General features: G+C 69.6%; 14 protein-coding genes. 7 read left to right on the top strand and 7 right to left on the bottom strand.

All coding sequences use genetic code 11. The features are described 5' to 3' along the window. Positions 1-51: 51 nt before the first annotated feature. Genes ACWGE0_RS12695 through ACWGE0_RS12675 form a run of 5 tightly spaced genes read left to right on the top strand, consistent with a single transcriptional unit; the run spans position 52 to position 6246 of the window. On the top strand, positions 52-876 hold the full coding sequence (locus ACWGE0_RS12695) for a 3-hydroxyacyl-CoA dehydrogenase family protein (RefSeq protein ID WP_452261033.1): 825 nt from the start codon (positions 52-54) through the stop codon (positions 874-876). Continuing rightward, the gene (locus ACWGE0_RS12690) at positions 873-1463 is read left to right on the top strand and encodes a TetR/AcrR family transcriptional regulator (RefSeq protein WP_452261133.1); all 591 of its coding nucleotides are present in this window, start codon (positions 873-875) and stop codon (positions 1461-1463) included. The genes ACWGE0_RS12695 and ACWGE0_RS12690 overlap by 4 nt, the downstream gene beginning before the upstream one ends. Further along, positions 1463-4087 carry an AAA family ATPase gene (locus tag ACWGE0_RS12685; RefSeq protein ID WP_452261032.1) on the top strand — a complete coding sequence of 875 codons (2625 nt, stop codon included), beginning with the start codon at positions 1463-1465 and terminating at the stop codon, positions 4085-4087. The genes ACWGE0_RS12690 and ACWGE0_RS12685 overlap by 1 nt, the downstream gene beginning before the upstream one ends. Continuing rightward, positions 4084-5502 carry a helix-turn-helix transcriptional regulator gene (locus tag ACWGE0_RS12680; RefSeq protein WP_452261031.1) on the top strand — a complete coding sequence of 473 codons (1419 nt, stop codon included), beginning with the start codon at positions 4084-4086 and terminating at the stop codon, positions 5500-5502. The genes ACWGE0_RS12685 and ACWGE0_RS12680 overlap by 4 nt, the downstream gene beginning before the upstream one ends. A 60-nt stretch (positions 5503-5562) precedes the next feature. Further along, a complete protein-coding gene (locus ACWGE0_RS12675) occupies positions 5563-6246 on the top strand; it encodes an alpha/beta fold hydrolase (RefSeq protein WP_452261030.1) in 684 nt (227 codons plus the stop codon). Between the two features lies 1 nt (position 6247). Here the strand turns inward: ACWGE0_RS12675 and ACWGE0_RS12670 are convergent, their stop codons facing one another. From ACWGE0_RS12670 to ACWGE0_RS12650, 5 genes are all read right to left on the bottom strand, one after another. Continuing rightward, the gene (locus ACWGE0_RS12670; RefSeq protein WP_452261029.1) at positions 6248-6949 is read right to left on the bottom strand and encodes a TetR/AcrR family transcriptional regulator; all 702 of its coding nucleotides are present in this window, start codon (positions 6947-6949) and stop codon (positions 6248-6250) included. Positions 6950-7302: 353 nt separating this feature from the next. Beyond that, entirely contained in the window at positions 7303-8361 is a 1059-nt protein-coding gene (locus ACWGE0_RS12665; protein ID WP_452261028.1) for an alpha/beta hydrolase fold domain-containing protein, read from the bottom strand. A 10-nt stretch (positions 8362-8371) separates the two neighbouring features. Then, a complete protein-coding gene (locus ACWGE0_RS12660) occupies positions 8372-9937 on the bottom strand; it encodes a CocE/NonD family hydrolase (RefSeq protein ID WP_452261027.1) in 1566 nt (521 codons plus the stop codon). Next, positions 9934-11337 carry a DHA2 family efflux MFS transporter permease subunit gene (locus tag ACWGE0_RS12655; protein ID WP_452261026.1) on the bottom strand — a complete coding sequence of 468 codons (1404 nt, stop codon included), beginning with the start codon at positions 11335-11337 and terminating at the stop codon, positions 9934-9936. Before ACWGE0_RS12655 ends, ACWGE0_RS12660 begins: the two co-directional genes overlap by 4 nt. Before the next feature lie 85 nt (positions 11338-11422). After that, entirely contained in the window at positions 11423-12418 is a 996-nt protein-coding gene (locus tag ACWGE0_RS12650; RefSeq protein ID WP_452261025.1) for a LacI family DNA-binding transcriptional regulator, read from the bottom strand. A 78-nt stretch (positions 12419-12496) separates the two neighbouring features. Here ACWGE0_RS12650 and ACWGE0_RS12645 point away from each other — a divergent pair, with 78 nt between their 5' ends. Then, on the top strand, positions 12497-14833 hold the full coding sequence (locus ACWGE0_RS12645; protein ID WP_452261024.1) for a hypothetical protein: 2337 nt from the start codon (positions 12497-12499) through the stop codon (positions 14831-14833). A 162-nt stretch (positions 14834-14995) separates the two neighbouring features. Further along, the gene (locus tag ACWGE0_RS12640) at positions 14996-15448 is read left to right on the top strand and encodes a pyridoxamine 5'-phosphate oxidase family protein (RefSeq protein WP_452261023.1); all 453 of its coding nucleotides are present in this window, start codon (positions 14996-14998) and stop codon (positions 15446-15448) included. A gap of 15 nt (positions 15449-15463) precedes the next feature. Here the strand turns inward: ACWGE0_RS12640 and ACWGE0_RS12635 are convergent, their stop codons facing one another. Together ACWGE0_RS12635 and ACWGE0_RS12630 are read right to left on the bottom strand one after the other, a co-directional pair. Next, a complete protein-coding gene (locus tag ACWGE0_RS12635; RefSeq protein WP_452261022.1) occupies positions 15464-15607 on the bottom strand; it encodes a hypothetical protein in 144 nt (47 codons plus the stop codon). Positions 15608-15680: 73 nt separating this feature from the next. After that, the gene (locus ACWGE0_RS12630) at positions 15681-18554 is read right to left on the bottom strand and encodes an alpha-L-rhamnosidase-related protein (RefSeq protein ID WP_452261021.1); all 2874 of its coding nucleotides are present in this window, start codon (positions 18552-18554) and stop codon (positions 15681-15683) included. Between the last annotated feature and the right edge of the window lie 73 nt (positions 18555-18627).

Raw genomic sequence — 18627 nt, 5'->3', positions numbered from 1 at the left:
AGGTATAACAGAACGATCGGTCAGTAAATCACCCCCAGAAGGAGACCCCCGATGACAGTTCCAGCCGTGGTGGGTGTCTACGGGGGTGGCCGGATGGGCGCCGGAATCGCCCACGCGTTCGCGGTCGCGGGCAGCGCTGTCACCGTGGTCGAGAACGACGACCGCGCCGCGGCGGCCGCACGAGCCCGCGTCGAGAAGAGTCTGGCGAAGTCGGTGGAACTGGGCATGACCGTCACCGGCACCGTCGAGGTGGTCACCGGCGCGGAGGCGTTGGTCGCCGCGAGTCTCGTGATCGAGGCGGTTCCCGAACTGCCAGAGGTGAAGCACGCCGTGCTCGCGACGGTCGCCCGCTGCGCGCCGGACGCGGTGATCGGCACGAACACCAGCTCGTTGCCCATCGACGCCCTCGCCGGCGCGCTGCCCGACCCGTCCGTCCTCATCGGACTGCACTTCTTCAACCCCGTCCCGGCCAGCGATCTCGTCGAGGTCGTGGTCGGCGCCCGCACCGCTCCCGAGCTCGTGGTGAGGGCGCAGGAATGGGTGGAGGGCTTGGGCAAGCACACGATCACCGTGCGGGACTCACCGGGATTCGCGAGCAGTCGTCTCGGCGTCGCGATCGCGCTTGAGGCGATGCGGATGGTCGAGGAAGGCGTAGCTACCGCAGAGGACATCGACAACGCCATGACGCTGGGCTACCGGCATCCGGTCGGCCCGTTGCGCACCACGGACATCGTCGGCCTGGACGTGCGGCTGGCCATCGCCGAGCATCTCTCCCGCGAGCTGGGCCCCCGGTTCGCCCCGCCACAGGTGTTGCGGGACAAGGTCGCGGCCGGGCACCTCGGCCGGAAGACCGGTGAGGGGTTCTACCGGTGGTGACGACCAGGCGGCGCGGCCGGCCGGGCTACGACCAGGAGTCGCTGCTGAGGGCGGCTGCCGAACTGTTCTACGAGCGCGGCTACGACAGCACGAGCATCCAGGACCTGGCGACCCGCCTCGGTGTCGGGAAGTCCGCCATCTACCACCACGTGCCGAGCAAGGAGTCGCTGCTCGGGCTTGCCGTCGGCCGCGCGCTGGACGGCCTGTTCGCCGAGGTCGCGAAGCTCGGTGACGGCCGCGCTGTCGACCGGCTGGAGCAACTCGTCCGCGGCAGCGTCACCGTGCTCGCCGAGGAACTGCCGTTCGTCACCCTGCTCCTGCGGGTGCGCGGCAACACGGAGACCGAGCGTGCCGCACTGGTCCGCCGCCGCGAGTTCGACGGCATCGTCACGGACCTCGTCACCCAGGCCGTGGCCGAGGGCGATCTGCGCGCCGACGTCGAACCGGCCACGGTCACCAGGCTGCTCTTCGGCATGGTGAACTCGCTCATCGACTGGTACCGGCCGAGCGGCGGTCTCACCGCCGCCGACCTCGCCGACACGGTGATCGCCGTGGCACTGGACGGCCTGAGACGGAGAGGCGCCTGATGGGCGGACGCAGCCTCATCGGCCGTGACGACGACCTGACCGCCCTGCACGCGTTCGTGCACCGGGCGTTGGCCGAAACGTCGGCGCTGGTGCTCGCCGGTGATCCCGGCGTGGGCAAGACGGCGTTGCTGGACGCGGCGGCCGCTCACGCCGCGAGCCTGGGCATGCGGATCCTGCCGATGTCGGGCGCGGAGTTCGAGGCCGAACTGGCGTTCGCCGGCCTGCACCAGCTGGTCAGCACACTGCCGGGGGCCGAGGTCGCGTCCCCGCTGGCGGTCGCGCTGGGCATGGCCGAGGGACCGCCACCCGGCCGGTCCGAGGTGGTGGACGCGGTGGCAGCCCTGCTGTCGGCCGCCCAGCCGCTGCTGGTGACCGTGGACGACCTGCACTGGCTCGACCGGCCGAGCGCCATGGTGCTGGACGAGGTGGCGCAGAGACCGTTGGGCCGCGTCGGTCTTCTCTTCGCGATGCGGGGCGAGCAGGCCGGTCACGTCGCCGGCGCGGAGGTGCGCGTGGTCCGCCCGCTGTCCGACGACGCGGCGGGAAGGTTGCTGGAGGAGCGGTATCCGGCGATGACCTCGGCCGTGCGCAGGCGGCTGCTGGACGACGCTCGCGGGAACCCGTTGGCGCTGCTCGAACTGCCGGCCGCGCTGACCTCGGCCTCGCCACAGGTCGGTGACACGGTGCCGGAGCGGCTGCGTGAGGTGTTCGCGGCACGGGTGAGCGCGTTGCCGGACGCCACGAGACGGGCGCTTCTGCTGGCAGCGCTGGAAAGTCCCGCGCCGCTGGAGCTGTTCGAGTCCGCGCGGGACCTCGCCCCCGCCGAGCGCCTGGGCCTGGTCGACCTGACCGGGGACGCCGTGGTGTTCCGGCATCCGCTGACCCGCTCCGCCGTCGTGGCGGTCTCGACGAGCGACGAACGGCGGCACGTGCACACCATGCTCGCGGAACGGATGCGCGGTCGGCTCGACCGGCACGCCTGGCACCTGGCGCAGACCGCGGCCGAACCGGACGAGCACATCGCGTTGCTCCTCGAGGACGCCGCTCTGCACGCCCGCAGGCGCGGTGACACCGCCGGTGCCGTCTCGGCGCTGATCAGGGCGGCCGAGCTCAGCGGATCGACCAACGATCGCGGCCGCCGGCTCGCGGACGCCGCGTACATCGGCGCGCTGGCCGACGGGCAGCTGCGGCGAGTGCCCGAACTGCTGGAGGAAGTGCGGACCGGTGACGAACTGCCGTCGCTGGAGATCGCCGTCGCCGCCGCCCACTACCTGCTCTTCAGCGGTGAGGGCGACATCGACACCGCGCACCGGCTGCTGGTGGGTGCGTTGGAGATGCAGAAACTCGACGAGCCGGACGACACCGTCACCGATGCGGTGATCACGCTGGGCTGGGTGTGCTATTTCGGTGGCGGGCCGCGGTGGTGGGAGGCGTTCCACCACATCACCTCGCGGATGGGAGAGCTGCCGCCGCTCGTCGAGCGACTGCGTGCGTTCTGCGCCGACCCCGCGCGGACCGCACTGTCCACACTGGATGATCTGGACCGGGTGATAGCCGGATGGGACGACCACGTGCCGCCGGTGGACCTGGTGCGCACCGGACTGACCGGCGTCTTCGTCGACCGGCTCGCCGCCTGCCGGGAACCGTTGCTGCGGCTGCGGAAACGGCCAGGACTGCCGGCGACCGCGGAGCTGCACACCGTGTCGCTGCTGGCGTTGGAACGGATCGCGGCCAGCGCGTGGGACGAGGCGGTGGAGTTCGCGGACGAACACGTGCGACTGGCCGACGCACACGGCTACAGCCTGCTGCGTTGCCTCGGGCTCTACCCGCAGGCCATGGTCGCGGCCGGGCGGGGCGACGACCATGCCGTCATCGAGCTGACCAACCGCATCATCGGCTGGGCGGCACCGCGCGGCGCCATGATGCTGTCGACGCTCGCCGCGCAGGCGCTGTCGCTGGCCGCGATCGGGCGCGGCGACCACGAGTCGGCCTACCGGCACGCGTCTTCTGTGTCGCCGGCAGGAGAGCTCGCGTCGCACGTACCCGCGGCGCCGTTGTTCGTGCTGGACCTCGTCGAGTCGGCGTTGCGACTCGGCCTGCGGGACGAGGCGGTCGCCCATGTGGAGGCGGCGAGGGCGGCGCGTCTGGAGGAGATCTCACGTCGGTACGTGCTGCTGGTCGGAGCGGCCGCGGCTCTGTGCGGGTCGGCATCGTTCGAGGAGGTCCTGGCCAGACCAGGAGTGGAGGTGTGGCCGTTCGAGCACGCGCGGGTTCTGCTGCTGCACGGCGAGCAGCTGCGGCGGGCCAGGAAGAACCAGCTCGCACGGGTGCAGCTGGCTCGGGCTCAGAAGATCTTCGCCGGCCTCGGTGCCGGGCTCTGGGTCGCCAGGGTGGAACGTGAACTCCGTCCCGCGGACGCGCATCGGCCCGGCGGCGAGCTGACGGCCCAGCAGCTCACCATCGTCAGAATGGCGGCGGAAGGGTTGACAAACAAGGAGATCGCGCAACGGCTCAACCTGTCCGCGCGGACCGTCGCCACCCACCTCTACCAGGTGTTCCCGAAGCTCGGGGTGTCCTCGCGCGCGGGATTGCGGGACGCGCTCGAGCGGTTGGACCGAGCATGAACCTGCTCGCCTTCGTCGACGACGCCGCCGAGTCCGGGGGAGTGTTCCTGCTGCACGAGGCCAGGCTCCTGGACGTGGCCGTGGCCCACGCGTCGGCCGCGGGTACCGAGGTCCTGCACCTGACCGGCGCGGACTTCGGCGGACAACTGGGCGACCTTGCCGAAGCGCACCACGCGTTGGCACGGCTCACCGCCGCGGCAGCGGGTGGACCGCTGCTGGTGATCGTGGACGACGTCCAGTGGACGACCGCCAAGGTGCTTCAGTTCGTCGCACGACGGGTGACCGGAACGAGAATCGGCCTGCTCGTCGTCACTCGCGAACCCGGTGATGCGCACGATCTCCCAGCGTCCCCGGAACTGCTGGAGATCGCTGAGACGACGTTCGGTGACCCGGCCCGGTCGACACAGGCGGTCCTCGACCGGCTGGACGTCGTGCTCGCCGACCTGGCCCACGAGACGTCCCCGACCCGGATCGTGCGGGCCGGAGCCGCCGCGATGTACGTCGACCGGTTGCCCGTGTGCCGCGAGCCGCTGCACCGCGTGGTGAGGCGAGGCCCGGCCGCGAAGGCCGCCGAGGCGAGGTTGCTGCTGGCCACCGATGCTTTCCAGACCGGCCAATGGGATGAAGCGGGGGATTCCAGCCGGTATCTGCGTGCGCTGGTGGCAGCTGCCCGAGGCGAAACGACGGAGAAGGGGCTCGTTCAACACCAGGCGTGGCACGTCGACGCGCTGGAAGCCCTCGGCAGGCGTGACTTCGAGACGGCTTATCGATGCACGGCCTCGATCACCCCACCTGGCACGTTCGCGCCGCACGCCCCGCAGGCGCTGTGGACGATCCTCGACCTCGTCGAGTCCGCGGAGAACTCCGGCAGGCACGCCGAAGCCCGAGCCCACGCACTCGCCGCACGGGAGATCGGCGCGATCTCACCACGTCTGGACTTCGTCGGCCGCGTGGCGGAGGCGATGACGTCGGAGCAGGGACTGTTCGCCGAAGCGCTGGCCGCACCCGGTCTGGAGCGGTGGCCGTTCGAGCTCGCCCGCGCGGACCTGTACTTCGGGGAACGCCTGCGTCGCGACAGGGACCTCGTTGCCGCCCGCCGCCACCTCGCCGCCGCTCTGGAACGGTTCGAGCGGCTCGGCGCGCAGCCGTGGGTGGTGCGAGCCCGTGGCGAACTACGTGCCACCGGCGCGCGGTCCGACCAGCCACGACCAGCCGTCGTGCTCACGGCACAACAACATCACATCGCCACCCTGGCCGCGGCGGGCCTGACGAACAAGCAGATCGGCGCCCGCCTGTTCCTCTCGCCGAGAACGGTCGGCGCGCACCTGTACCAGGTGTTCCCGAAGCTCGGCGTCACCTCCCGCGCGGCCCTGCGCGACGCGCTGACCGAGCTGGACGCACAGTCATTTGACTGAATCGCGGCCACCCGAGACCGACTTACCGTCGCCACGCATCACCGACCCCGAGGAGGAAAGATGAGTGCGCGCAACGTCGTTCTCGTCCATGGCGGTTTCGTGGACGGCGCGGGCTGGCAGGCGGTCTACGACCTCCTGGTGGCGGACGGCTACCGGGTGAGCGTCGTGCAGAACCCGACCCTGTCGCTGGAGGGGGACGCGGCCGCCACCCGGCTGATCCTCGACCAGCAGGACGGCCCGACCGTGCTGGTCGGCCACTCCTACGGCGGTGCCGTGATCAGCGAGGCGGGCACGCACGGCAACGTCGCGGCCCTCGTGTACATCGCGGCCTTCGCCCCGGACAAGGGCGAGTCGGTCAACACGCTGATCGCCGACCCGCCGCCCGGTGCCCCGGTACCGCCGATCCTGCCCCCGCAGGACGGGTTCCTGTTCCTGGACAAGGAGAAGTTCCACGCGTCGTTCGCCGGTGACCTGCCGGAGGGCCGCGCGAGGTTCCTCGCCGACTCGCAGGTCCCGTGGGGCGTCGGAGCACTGGCGGGCGCGGTCAGCGAGCCGGCGTGGCGGGTCAGCCCCAGCTGGTACCTGGTCGCGACGGACGACAAGATGATCCCGCCGCCCGCACAGCGTCAGATGGCCGAGCGGGCCGGCGCGACGGTGACCGAGGTGGCCGGCAGCCACGCGATCTACGAGTCGCAGCCGGGCGCCGTGGCCGAGCTGGTCAAGCAGGCCGCCGAGGCGGTCTGACTCATGCCTCCGGGGACCCGGACATCCGCTCGCTGCGCTCGCGTTCCAGCGCGGCGATCTGCGGGCTGGTCAGTCCGGGCTCCGGAAGCGGGGTCGGCGCCTTGCGCGACGGCCTGATGCCGTCCAGTAGAAAACCGATCATCCGCTTGTACAGCAACGGATGCGTAGGGCCGCCGAACTCGACCGCGGTCTGCACCGCCATCGACAACAGCAGCAGGTCGCCCGCCACGAGGTCGTCGCGGACCACGCCGGCCTCGCGAGCGCGTTCGACGAGCCGTTCCAAGTGCTCGCCCGTGTGGTTGTGGCTGTCCTCCACCAACTTGGCCAGCCGATGTGGTGTGCGTGGCCGTGACCAGCCGAGCGTCTCGCTGTAGGAGCCGCTCAGCAACTCCCGGAAGCCCTTGTCCGCGGCCAGCGTCGGCACCGACTGCTCCAGGTGCGCGACCACCCCGTGCCACGGGTCCGAATCATCACTCGCCGCCTTCGCCTGCTGCTGCGCCTCGGTGATCTTCGGCTCGTACACGGCGTAGATCAGGTCGTCCTTGGTCTCGAACGTCCGGTACACCGTCCCGACGCCGACCCCGGCCACCTTCGCGACGTCGGCCAGCGTCGCCGAACAGCCGCGTTCCGCGAAGACCTCGGCCGCGGCGGCGAGGACCCGCGCGAGGTTGGCCTGCGCGTCACGGCGGCGGGGCGTGCTCATCTGACCGATGCTAGCCGCGACCGCACACGAAGCTGATCACGGCCTCGGCGAAGTGCTCTCCGTCGACCACCTGCGCGAACCGGGCACGCGGGGTAGCCCTGCGCCCTGCCCTGACACGCGATAGTTGACCGGACTCCATCCCCGGTCTTGGGCCTGCGTTGATCCACTGATCGCTCCAGCTCTGCCTTTGGCCTCCGAAGCTGGTGCGCCGTGGTTGGCGCCCACTTCCGTCAGCACCGCGCTCGTGGCCTTCCTGCTGTGCCTCGGCGACGAGCTCGTCGCACACTCTCGCGGGACCGAAGCGCAGATGTGCGCGCTGGCACATCGGCAGGCCCTCGGTTTGAGCGCGGCGACTACGACAGATGTGCCTTGAGGAAGTCCGTCATCACGGTGGCCACCGGCTCGGTCGCCCAAGGGGACGCCGCGTTCGGGTCACCGGCGAACGCGAGGTCACCGTGGTCCGCACCGCGCACCACGTAGCGGGTGCTGTTCCCGCCCGCCTTGGTGACACCGTTGTGCAGCAACAAGGTCTGGCTGGGGGAGATGAGCTTGTCGCTGTCGCCGTGCAGGATCAGCAGTGGCGGGTCGCCCGGTCCGGCGTGCGTGACCGGGTTGGCCGCGACGACCGCTTCGGGACTGGCCGCGAGGGTCTTCCCGGCGCTTCCGGTGATGTACTGCGCGATCGGGTTGGGCGAGTTCGCGAAGCCCTGTTCGGCCTCAGGACCGTAGTCCGCCATGAGCTTCGTGAAGTCCGAGGCTCCGAACTTGTCGATGACGGCCTGAACGCGGCTGTCCGCGTCCGCGTCCGTCACGCCCGCCATCGATGCGAGGTAGCCGCCGGCCGACTCGCCCCACAGCGCGACCCGGTCAGGGTCGATGCCGTAGGTGGAGGCGTTGGCACGCAGGTAGCGCACTGCCGTGCGGATGTCGGCGATCCCGTCGGTGTACACCGCGCCGTCGGGCCGCACGCGATACTCGATGCTCGCCACCACATACCCGGCCTCGGCGACGAACGTGCGCAGGTTCAGCGTCTGCTTCCGGTCGGCCGAGGAGAAACCGCCGCCCGGGACGTAGATCACGAGAGGCTTCGCGCCGTCGCCCGCAGGTACCTGGATGTCGACGTGCAGCGGCTTGGCAGCTTCAGCCGTGGTGTACACGACGTCGTTGGTGGCGGTGAGCTTGGTCCGTCCACATTGGATCTGCTTGGCGCCTGCCGGGTCGATCACCTTGCTGGTGCTGGTGTCGACGGGGACTTTGAGCTCGGCCGCCTGCGGAGGCCGCTGGCCCTGGCCTCCCTGCACGACGCTCGACGGGCAGGCTGCCAACGCGGGGGCGCTCGACGGCGCCGGGTCAGTGGACGAACACGCGCTCACCACCAGTACCAGCGCGCACATCGCTACAACTGTCTTCACAACGCTCCTCTTACTCAACGGGCAGGCTGAGAGCTGATCCCGCGCAGTCGACCGTGTAGTGGCTCGGCTCGGGGTTGCGGGCGAAACGCGGGTAGGCCCCGCCGGAGATCTGCAGACGAACGCGGTGACCGGCGCGAAACCGGTGCGCGCACGAGCCGAGCGACAGCTCGACATGTCCTCTTGCGGGGTCGAAGCGGCTGAACGCCTCGGTGACGTTCCAGGACCGGCCGCGGGCGTCGACCTCGCAGAGCCGGACGAAGAGATCCGGCGTCGCACCGGTGACCTCGAGCTGAAGGACCACCTGAGGTGCACCGACGACGTCGAGCGGCTGGTCGAGCGCGGCGGAGGTGAAGGTGACGACGTCCGCACGGCGTTCGATCGAACGGTTGTCCTGTCGTCCCGCCTTCGCCGACATGTGCCGCCCACCGAGCGAGGGCGTCGGGTCGGCCGGGTCGTAGCCGAATCCGACGGTGCCGGAGCCGGGTTTCGTGCCGAGCAGCCTGCTCGCGTCGAGCGTCAGCGTGAGCTCGTTCGTCGACGGTGGCCAGGTCGGCAGCGCACGCCATTGCTCCGCACCGGTCACGTAGACGCGCACCGGCGCCTGCCGAGTGCGGCCGCGGTTGGCGACGTGCTCGTCCAACCACGCCAACGCTTCGGTGTCGGCCACTCTGGCGGCCTTGACCGTGGTGTCCATGTGGGTCCACGGGCCGATCGTCATCCCGATGCCGACCTGGCGGCTTTCGAGAGCGCGGAACTGCTCGAGCGTCTGATCGACGAAGACGTCGTGCCAGCCCCCGATCAGCAGCGTGGGCACCGCAGTGGTGCTGAGCGTCGCAGTGGCGTTGTACTGCTGCCAGAACGGGTCGGCAAGGTCCGGGTGGGCGAGCCACTCGTCGAACCACGTCTGGTCCCCGAGCGCGGAGGCGGCGGCGAGTTCGGGCGTCGGCTCGCGCAGTGCGGCCTTCACCCGCCGACCGGCCGTGACCATCGCGCTCATGCCGCCGCTGTTCAGCGCCTTGACGTTGGCGCTCCAGCCGAGGAAGTCGGCGAGTGCGAGCGAGCCCGTGCCGTGGATGGCGCGGGAGAAGTCGTGCGGCCCGACGAGGACCACCGCGGCACGCAGTTCCGGCGGGGGATCCTGCAGCAGCGCCCACTGCGTCCAGCCGAGGTAGGAACCGCCGAGCGTGGCCAGCCGTCCGCTGAACCACGACTGCTCACGCAGCCACACGACGGTGTCCTGCGAATCGGAGGTCTCCTGCGCGATCGGGCGGAATGTGCCCGTGGAGCCTCCGGTTCCACGCACGCTCTGGATCACGACCTGGTAGCCGTGGTCGGCGAACGCCCGTCCGTGGAACAGACTCTCCGGCAGGCCGCGGCCGTAAGGAGAGCGGATGAGAACCGTGCCGCGAGCTTCGCCGACTGGCAGGTAGAGATCGGTGACCAACTGCGCGCCGTCGGCGGTGGGAACGAGGACCCCACGTTCCACCGTGTACGGCACGGCTCCTGACGGCAGGCCGATCGCCTTGCGGTGGACGGCACTGACGACACGCGTGAAGAGGCCTGGAGACTTCGTCATGACCCGCTCCTCACCGGAGCTGGTTGGTCGATGGAGGCCGAACGCCGCGGATACAGCACGGCGGCGATCACCGCGGCGAGCGCGAGTGCGGCGGCCGCACCCCAGAACGCCGCGTGGTAGCCGGCCATCTCGCCGCCCGACCGCGAGGCCGACAGCGACAGGCTGGTGAGCACGGCGATGCCGATGGAGCCGCCGATCTGCTGGGTGGTGTTGACCGTCGCGGACGCGATGCCGGCCTGTTCCGGCGGAACCCCTTCCGCGCCCGAGCTCATGGCCGAGCCGAACACCGCGCCGAGGCCGAGCCCGGCCATGATCAGTCCAGGAAGGACGGTGGTGGCGTAGTCACTGCCGATCCCGGTGAGATAGAGGAACCCGGCCGCGGCGAGCGCCGAACCTCCGGCGACAGGCATCCGGATGCCGAACCGCGGTACGAGAGCCGCACCGGAAGCCGCAGATCCTATGGCGACCGAGACCGCCATCGGCAGGAAAGCGACACCGGCGAGCACGGGCGAGAACCCCAGCGTGCGCTGAAGGTAGTAGGCAAGGAACAGGTACACCGAGAACATGCCGACAGCGGCGAGCGACATGACCAGATAGGACGTTCCGCGAACACGTGACCGCAGGATCGAGAGCGGTAGCAACGGTGTCCTAGTCCGAGACTGGACGAGCACGAACGCCACCAGCAGCACGGCTCCCGCCGCGAGAGAACCGATCGTCGTGGCGTTGGCCCAGCCGAGCACCTCTGAGCGACCGAACCCGAGCACGAGCACGAACAGGCCGGTGACCACCAGAACCGTGCCCAGCCAGTCGGTTCGTTGTGAAGTGGCGCGCGTGGTCGTGGCAGGCAGGCACACCAGCGCGCCCGCGATGACGACGACCGCGATCACGACGTTGACGTACAGGCACCACCGCCACGAGATCAGGTCGGTGAGGACACCGCCGAGCAGCAGTCCGATCGCACCGCCGCCACCCGCGACCGCACCGTAGACGCCGAAGGCCCGGCCCTGGTGCCTCGTGCCGCGGAACGTCGTCGACAGCAACGACAGCGCGGCCGGCGCCAGCAGTGCACCGAACACGCCCTGTGCCGCGCGTGCCGCGACCAATGTCGTCAGACCGTCCGCCCACCCGCCGACCGCCGAGGCGATGGCGAAGCCGGCGAGGCCGATGACGAACCCCGTCCGCGCGCCGAGACGGTCGTTGAGCCGCCCTCCGACGAGCAGCAGGCTGCCGAACGCGAGAGAGTAGGAGATCACCACCCACTGCCGGTCCCCGTCGCCGAACCCCAGGTCCGCCTGCGCGGCGGGCAGCGCGATGTTCACGATGGTCGCGTCCAGCACCACCATGAGCTGCGCGAGCGCGACGACCGTCAGCACCCACCAGTGCCGTCGATCCGGTGTCATCTCCACCTCCGTAGCGGAATAGCTATTCCGGATAGTAGCACCGGGTGGAGGTCGTGAGATGGACTCGAACGTGTGACCTCGGGTCTCAGGCTTCGTGGCGCGGCGGCGCGGTGGTCGCCCGGATGATCAGTTCCGGGTCGAACAGCAGCTCGCCGGTGGGCACCTCGCGGTTGCTCATCAGCGCCAGCACCGCGTGACCGACGTGGCCGGCCAGCCGATCCGAAGGCTGCCGGACGGTGGTGAGCGGCGGGTCGACGAACTCCGTGATCATGGTGCCGTCGTAGCCGACGACGGACAGGTCATCGGGAATCGCCAGACCGAGCCGCCGGGCACCGCGGACGATGCCGAGCGCCATGAAGTCGCTGGCGGCGACCACGGCGGTGGCGCCCGCGTCGACGAGCCGGGCGCTCGCGGCCTGCCCGCCTTCGACGGTGTAGGCCTGGCGCAGCACCCAGTCCGAGGCGTCGGTGCCGCGCTTCTCCATCGCTGAGACGAAGCCGCGGACGCGACGATCGGCCGGTCCGTTGCCCTTGGGGCCGGAGACCATGGCGATGCGCCGGTGGCCGAGGCGGTGCAGGTGGTCGACCGCGATCTCGGCGGCCAGATCGTCGTCGGTGGAGAACACCGGGACGTCGTGGCCTCGCACGCCGCCGTTGATCGCCACGAACGGGATGCGTCGGGTGCGGAGGATCTCGAACGTCTCGGGGTCCGCGCTGTCCAGGGTGTTGCTCGCGGAGAGGAACACGGCGGCGCCGATGCCGCGGTCGGCCAGCTCGGCGACGAACTCGCGCTCCTGCACCCCGCCGGGGAACGCCGGACACAGGATCACCTTGAGCCCGTGCGGGGCGAGGGCCGACTCGATGCGTTCGGCCAGGTCGGCGAAGAACGGGTTCGAGACGCGTTCGGTGATCACGGCGACCAGGGGGCTCGGCGCGGTGCGTTCGTAGCCGAGCTCGTCCATCGCGCGCTCGACCGCGTCCCGGGTCGCCTGGGCGACGCCCTTGCGCCGGTTGATCACCCGGCTGACGGTCGCCTCGCTGACGCCCGCGCGGTCGGCGATCTCAGTGATTCCGATTTTCATGTGGCCCTCCGCTTGCAAGTTTCGCATGAAAGGTTTCAGTATGTTTGCAGCAACTCCGCCCCTGTCCGGAGGAACCAGATGCGTCGCTCGCTGTTGTGCGTCGCCGTCGCGACGTTGCTGTTCTCGTCGTTGCCGGCCTCGGCCGCTGTTCCCGCCCCGCTCACCCTCGTCAACCGCGGTTTCGAGAACGGGCCGTTCGGCTGGCAGTTCAGCGAGGGGACCGGCACCGCGACGAACTACCCGCACACCGGATCAGGGCTCGCCTACCTGAACGGCGGGACGGGCAGGAGGATCAGCCAGTCGATCACCGCTCACGCCGCGGGCTCGTACACCGTCTCGGCGTGGATCGCGGCCCTGGCACCGGACGGCAGGTTCGCCGTCCGCGTGAACGGGGCCGAGGTGGCCTCGATCCCCGTCCTGGCGCAGACCGCCTACACCCGTTACCGCACGTCCACGATCACCGTCGCGCCGAACGACGTCATCGAGGTGGCCGTCGAGTCCGGCCAGTCGTGGGTGAACGTCGACGACGTGATGATCGAACCCGCCGTCGCCCCACCACCGCTGTTGCTCACCAACCTGGGCTTCGAGGACGGCACGGCAGGCTGGCAGCTCGGCCCGGGAACCGGCATCGCCACCAACAACCCCCACGGCGGCGCGAAACTCGCCTACCTCGACGCCGGCGCCGGCAAGTCGATCAGCCAGACGACCACCGCGATCGCATCCGGCCGGCACGTGGTCTCGGCGTGGATCGCCACCGGTGGCAGCGGCGGAACAGTGGCGGTCAAGGTCAACGGAAAACTCAGCGGCACCACGAATCTCGCCGGCCGCGACTTCTACGCGCGCTACTCCGTCGGCCCGTTCGCGGCGAAGAAAGGCGACCGGGTGGAGATCCTGGTCGGCTCCGGCACGTCGTGGATCAACGTCGACGACCTGATGGTGTCACCGGCCTCGCCCGCCTCGCCCACGATCAGCTCGTCCGCCCCGGGGGTCGTGGAAATGTTCAACTGGGCCAAGGCGAAGGCGAACAGCTGGGTGATCGGGCCGGGCACCGTCGGGCCGGTCAACGTGGACGAGGGCCGCCCGGCGGGAACCGGAACGAACACGTACCAACCGTCGTACTGGGCGGGTTACGCCCACCGCACGGCGTACTACTCGCGCGACATGGCCCACCAGTTCGGCGGCGCCCAGGTCCTCGGCCTCAACGACGAGAACCTGTCGATGATGCACGCCTTCGCCGCGTCGTCGACGCCCGAGCACAAGTACTACCCGGTGTGGGCGATCAACTTCGACAACGACACCTATCTGCGGATCGACTACAACAACCCGAACTCGTTCGTCCGCGAGGTCCCGGCGACGTTCGAACTGGTCGAGAAGGCGAACCAGGCCTACCAGTGGAGCGGCGACCCCCGCTACGTCCAGGACCCGGCGCTCTGGGAGTTCTACCGCAAGGCGACCGACGAGTTCATCGCGCTGCACGACGGCGCGAAGCCCAACGGCGTCGCGGAAGGCACCGGCAAAGGCATCTTCCAAGGGGCAGCCAGCTACAACGAACAGAGCGACGAACCGCTCGCCGAGGCAGGCGACTCGATCGCCTCGCAGTACCAGGCATTCCGTGCGATGGCCTCGCTGGCGCGCGGACGCGGCGACAACGCTCTGGCCGAGAAATCCGACCAGGCGGCCGAAAAGCTGAAGGCCTACTTCAACTCGACCTGGACCGGTCCAGGTTCCGGCGAGGCGATGGTGCGCGGCTACACCGTCGACGGGCAGGCGTTGACGGGCTGGGGCAAGGAGAACAGCTGGTTCATGCCGATGAAGCAGATCCTCGACCCCGGACCGCGCAGGCAGGCCTACCTCGGCTACATCGACCAGCAGGCCAGGGGAGTGGGCAAGCCGGGCAACATCGAGGCCATCACCTACCTGCCGGACACGTTCTTCAACAACAACCAGCCCGACACAGCCTGGTACTGGATGAACTACGTCTACAACGCGCGCGACACCAAGCACCCGTCGTCCCGGCAGGGTCCCAACGGCGACTACCCCGAGGTGTCGTTCACGTTGCTGTCCCAGGTGGTGGAGGGGTTGCTCGGCGTCGTGCCGAACGCTCCGCAGCGCCGGTTGGCGACGCAGTCCAGGACGCCGTCGGGGATGGGCTGGCTCCAGGTGGCCGACATCCCTGTCGGACAAGGGAAGTTCACGGTGCGGCACGACGGCTCGAGCAAGACGACGGTGACCAACCAGGGCGGCGACGGCGCCTACGTCTGGGAAGCGAGGTTCCCTGGTGTCCATCCCAAGGTGAAGGTCAACGGCGCGAGGCGGCCCGCCCAGACCCGCACCGAGAACGGCGCCACCTACACCTACGTCACGGTTCAGGTCAGGCCCGGCGCGACCGCGGTGGTGGAGGCAGTTCACCGCTGAGTCCTTGCGCCGCCCCTGAAACGTGACATGGGCCCTGATGCACGGCATGATGCAGCTCATCGTGGATGTGCCGGTCAGCGCCCTTGCTGAGGTGCACGTGCCGCAAACTCGTTGCTCTCCAGGGGAGAAGTTCCTGCGGGTCGGCCCTGGGTTGGAGGAGTCGTGACAGCCTGGTCGACGTTCGCGCACGAAGCTCCGATTCTGGCCGCTGTCGTCCAGGAACGGATCCTGGACCTGCGCATCGCGTATCTGGCAACCACTGCACGGGACGGTGCGCCGAGAGTGCATCCGGTGTCCCCTATCGTCACAGAGCACGGGCTGTACGTGTTCATGGAGCCCACTTCGCCCAAGGGACACGATCTGCGCAGGGATGGGCGCTTCGCGTTGCACGCCCCGGTCGACGCACCGGTTCCGACGGTTGCCCAGGTGTTCGTTGCCGGTCGTGGGCGGGTGATCGACGACCTGGACGTGCGCGAGGCCGTTGTGCGAGCGGCCGGCTATCCGGTGCTCGATCGTTTCGTGCTCTTCGAATTGGGCGTCGAGAACGTGATGTGCACGAGGCCGGGAGTGGACGATCCGTTCGAGGTGACCCGTGAGTTCTGGCCACCGAGGTGACCAGACGGGCTGACCTCACCCAGGAAGCCCGACCCGCTCCCGGCCGCGTGCGTGCGGAGATCGAACGCGGCGGCCGCGCAAGGTCGGGAACGTGTTCAGCTCCTCGAAGTGCTTGGCCGCCCCCAGCTCGTGGTCGTCCTCGACGAGCAGCACCCGCACGAGGCGCGAGCCTGCACATCCGCGCCGCACTGCGCCACGTCACCGGCGCCGCTCGCGAGGACTTCGTCACACGCTAGGGGGTCAGGTAGCAGGACTTCGGCACGCCGTTCAGCGGATCGGTGCCGAACGCCGTTGCGGTGCAAGGCGTCCCTCCCGTGAAGGACCTGTAGACGAACGCACCGCGGGCACCGAACGCCACCGTGCGCTGCCCGCTGAACCCACAGGTGCTTCCCTCCGCCGCGCACGATGTGCCGTAGCCGGGTGGGGCCCCTTCCCTGGTGTAGCACGCCTTCGACTCACCGGAGATCGGATCGCCACCGAACGTCGCGTTCGAGCAGACCACCGGACCCGTTGCGGTGATCTGGCTGAACGCGCCGTAGGCACCGTAGGAGACCGGCTGTCCGCTGACGGCCGGGCAGGTTCCACCTTCGCCCGCGCATCGGGTCCAGCCACCCGCCGGTGGACCGTCCGGTGCCAGGTAACAGGCCTTGGCGACGCCTGCGATCGGGTCGCCGAAGACTCCGTTCGTGCACTGCGTGCTTGAAGTGAAGACGCGCTGCACAAAGGCTCCGTTGGCGCCGTAGGCCACTGTCCTGCCGTACCCGGTGAAGGAGCAGGTGCCGTTCTCGCCCGCACATTGGGTGTATCCGGCCGGGCCGCCGAGCGGGGCGACGTAACAGGCTTTGACCAGGTTCTGGGCCGGATCGCCGCCGAAGGCGTCGTTCGTGCAGTCGGTCGCCGAGGTCGCGATCCTGAAGCTGTAGCCACCGGCTCCATAGGCCACGCTGCGGGTGCCGCTGAAGGTGCATCGACCCGATTCGCCTGCGCAGTGGGTGAATCCGGCCGGGAGTCCGGCCGCGGCCGGAGGTTGCGGCGGGACCGGGTTGCCGAGTCCGGAGGCCGTCACGTCGTAGGTGCCCGCGGCCACGCCGGTCAGGTACACGTAGTCGGCGTCCTGGGAACCGCCGCCGATTCCGGGGCGCGGGGTGAAAGTCCCGTTGCGCCACACCTCCGCGCCGTTGACGGACACGGACACGTTCGTACCACTGAGCTTGGGCACCCCGATCCGGCCGGTCGTGCCGCCGGGACTCGTGAGCCGGGCGGTGTAGGTGCCTGCCGCGGGGTTGCGAACCCAGGAAGCGTTGAGCTGTCCCTGAGGCAGGGTGATGCGTCCCTCCGCACTGGTCAGGTCGCCGGGGTGCGGGACGAACCGGTACTGGCCCACCTGGGGTTCCGGTGCGGTGCCGAGCACGTGGAACGTCAGCGCGGAGGTCGGGCCGCTCGACCAGCCGTGCGCCAGGCTCATGAACGAACCGCCGTAGGCGAAGCTGCCGTCGGCGTTCATGCCCTCCCAGAAGGTGCTCCTGGTGCCGATCGGGCTGTCCAGCATGTAGCCCCAGGTGCGGCGGATCTGGTCGAGTGCGGTGAAGTCGTCGTTGGCGGTGAAGCGTGCGTGCAGCTCCATGCCGCCGGTGAACGGGTGCACGCCTCCGCCCCACTCGGGCGTTGTCGCGCCCAGGGTGTTCCACCGGCCGCGGAGCCTGCTGACGATGGTGGTCGCCTTCGCTGAGGAGTCGGTCAGGCCGAACCAGACGGCCAGCGAGTTGCCGTCCTGCGGATACAGGTTGCTGGAGGGGTTGTCGCGGTACAGGCCCGCGTTCGCGTCCCAGAGCCGGGCGTTCGCGGCGGCCTTGAGTGCGGCGGCCCGACCGGCGTAACTGTCCGCGAGCGCGTTGTCGCCTTTGACTCTCGCGAGGGTGACGCCTCCGGTGAGTGCGGCGTAGAGCAGCGCGTTCGCCTGGATGTTCTCGCCGCCCTGGCCACTGCGCGCCCAGTCCTGGGTTTGTGTCACGTTCAGCAGGTTGTTGCCGCCGATCTTGGCGATGATGAACCGCATCCCGCGGGTGTAGTTCTCCCACACCGAGTCGAGCCAGGCCCGGTCGGCGGAGTAGTTGTAGTACAACGAGGTTCCGTACAAGGTCCACGTGTGATAGGTGTCCGACCCCTTGAGGTTGAACGGCGGGCCGGACCACGGGATCTCACCGTTCCCGGCCTGCACGTTGTACATCGTGGACAGTGCGTTGCGCGTGGACTCCAGCTCGTGCATCGACGCGTAGGCGGTCGGGACCGCCAGGCCGAGGTCGCCCGGCCACACCGTCCGGTCCCGTTTCGCGCCGTCGACCAGCACGCTGTTCCCGACGCCGACGGTCGCGCTGTTGTCCCATTCGGACGGTGGTGGCGGCCAGGCGCGCCCCTGGTTCGACGCGATGACGTTGGTCTGCACGGTGTACGCACCGGCGTACCAGATCCGGTTGAGCAGGTTGTCGCTGGAGTAGAAGTAGTTCGCGTACGCGGCAGGGTTGGACTTGCCGGGCGCGGGCGTGAAGTTCAGCGAGACACCGGTGAGGTCCACCCAGCCCGACGTCCTGAGAAAGACCGTCAGGTACCGGAACCCGCCCCGCAGCCTCGGTGCGGGCATGACGTAGGTGCCGTTCGTCGTGGCGTTCCCGAAGATGGCGCGGTCCGGCTGTCCGCCGCTGCTGGCGTCGCTGTCCCTGCCGATGTACTGCGAGGACTCGCTGAACGCCAGCCCTACCTGTTGCCCGCCACTGGTGGCGCCGAAGGACAACGTCGCGATCCCGCCGACCTCCTTGCCGAAGTCCAGGGTGATCGACGAGTTCGTCCCGGAGATCCGGGTCGGTGCCCCGTTCAGCACGTTCTGCGGATTGGCCACCGACCCAGAGGTTCCCTGCACACCGGCAGGCCGCACGGTTCGGGACGTAGGGGACAGGTTGAGCGCCTCGATCGCACCGGGCGGCGGCGCCACCGCGGCCAACGCGGCGGGCAGGGCAGGCGGGTCCTGGGCAGCGGACGGTGGCGCACTGGCCAGAGCAAGCACCAGCAACACACTGGCGGAGAAGGCTGTTCGACGTGATGGCGCGCGCATGCAGCACCTCCTGAATCGGAGTGGGCTTGGCTGCGGCGGCCATGCGGAACTCAGCAGCCGGCGTGTGCGCCGA

The organism is Lentzea sp. NPDC054927 (assembly GCF_053610285.1).
Note: the sequence above shows the minus strand (reverse complement) of the source record. Positions and strands in the feature narration are given on the sequence as shown.

What these genes read in the sequence shown, in the direction of transcription:
- ACWGE0_RS12695 (WP_452261033.1), top strand. Translation starts at nt 52, where the DNA reads ATGACAGTTCCAGCCGTGGTGGGTGTCTACGGGGGTGGCCGGATGGGC.
- ACWGE0_RS12685 (WP_452261032.1), top strand. Translation starts at nt 1,463, where the DNA reads ATGGGCGGACGCAGCCTCATCGGCCGTGACGACGACCTGACCGCCCTG.
- ACWGE0_RS12680 (WP_452261031.1), top strand. Translation starts at nt 4,084, where the DNA reads ATGAACCTGCTCGCCTTCGTCGACGACGCCGCCGAGTCCGGGGGAGTG.
- ACWGE0_RS12675 (WP_452261030.1), top strand. Translation starts at nt 5,563, where the DNA reads ATGAGTGCGCGCAACGTCGTTCTCGTCCATGGCGGTTTCGTGGACGGC.
- ACWGE0_RS12670 (WP_452261029.1), bottom strand. Translation starts at nt 6,949, where the DNA reads ATGAGCACGCCCCGCCGCCGTGACGCGCAGGCCAACCTCGCGCGGGTC.
- ACWGE0_RS12660 (WP_452261027.1), bottom strand. Translation starts at nt 9,937, where the DNA reads ATGACGAAGTCTCCAGGCCTCTTCACGCGTGTCGTCAGTGCCGTCCAC.
- ACWGE0_RS12655 (WP_452261026.1), bottom strand. Translation starts at nt 11,337, where the DNA reads ATGACACCGGATCGACGGCACTGGTGGGTGCTGACGGTCGTCGCGCTC.
- ACWGE0_RS12650 (WP_452261025.1), bottom strand. Translation starts at nt 12,418, where the DNA reads ATGAAAATCGGAATCACTGAGATCGCCGACCGCGCGGGCGTCAGCGAG.
- ACWGE0_RS12645 (WP_452261024.1), top strand. Translation starts at nt 12,497, where the DNA reads ATGCGTCGCTCGCTGTTGTGCGTCGCCGTCGCGACGTTGCTGTTCTCG.
- ACWGE0_RS12630 (WP_452261021.1), bottom strand. Translation starts at nt 18,554, where the DNA reads ATGCGCGCGCCATCACGTCGAACAGCCTTCTCCGCCAGTGTGTTGCTG.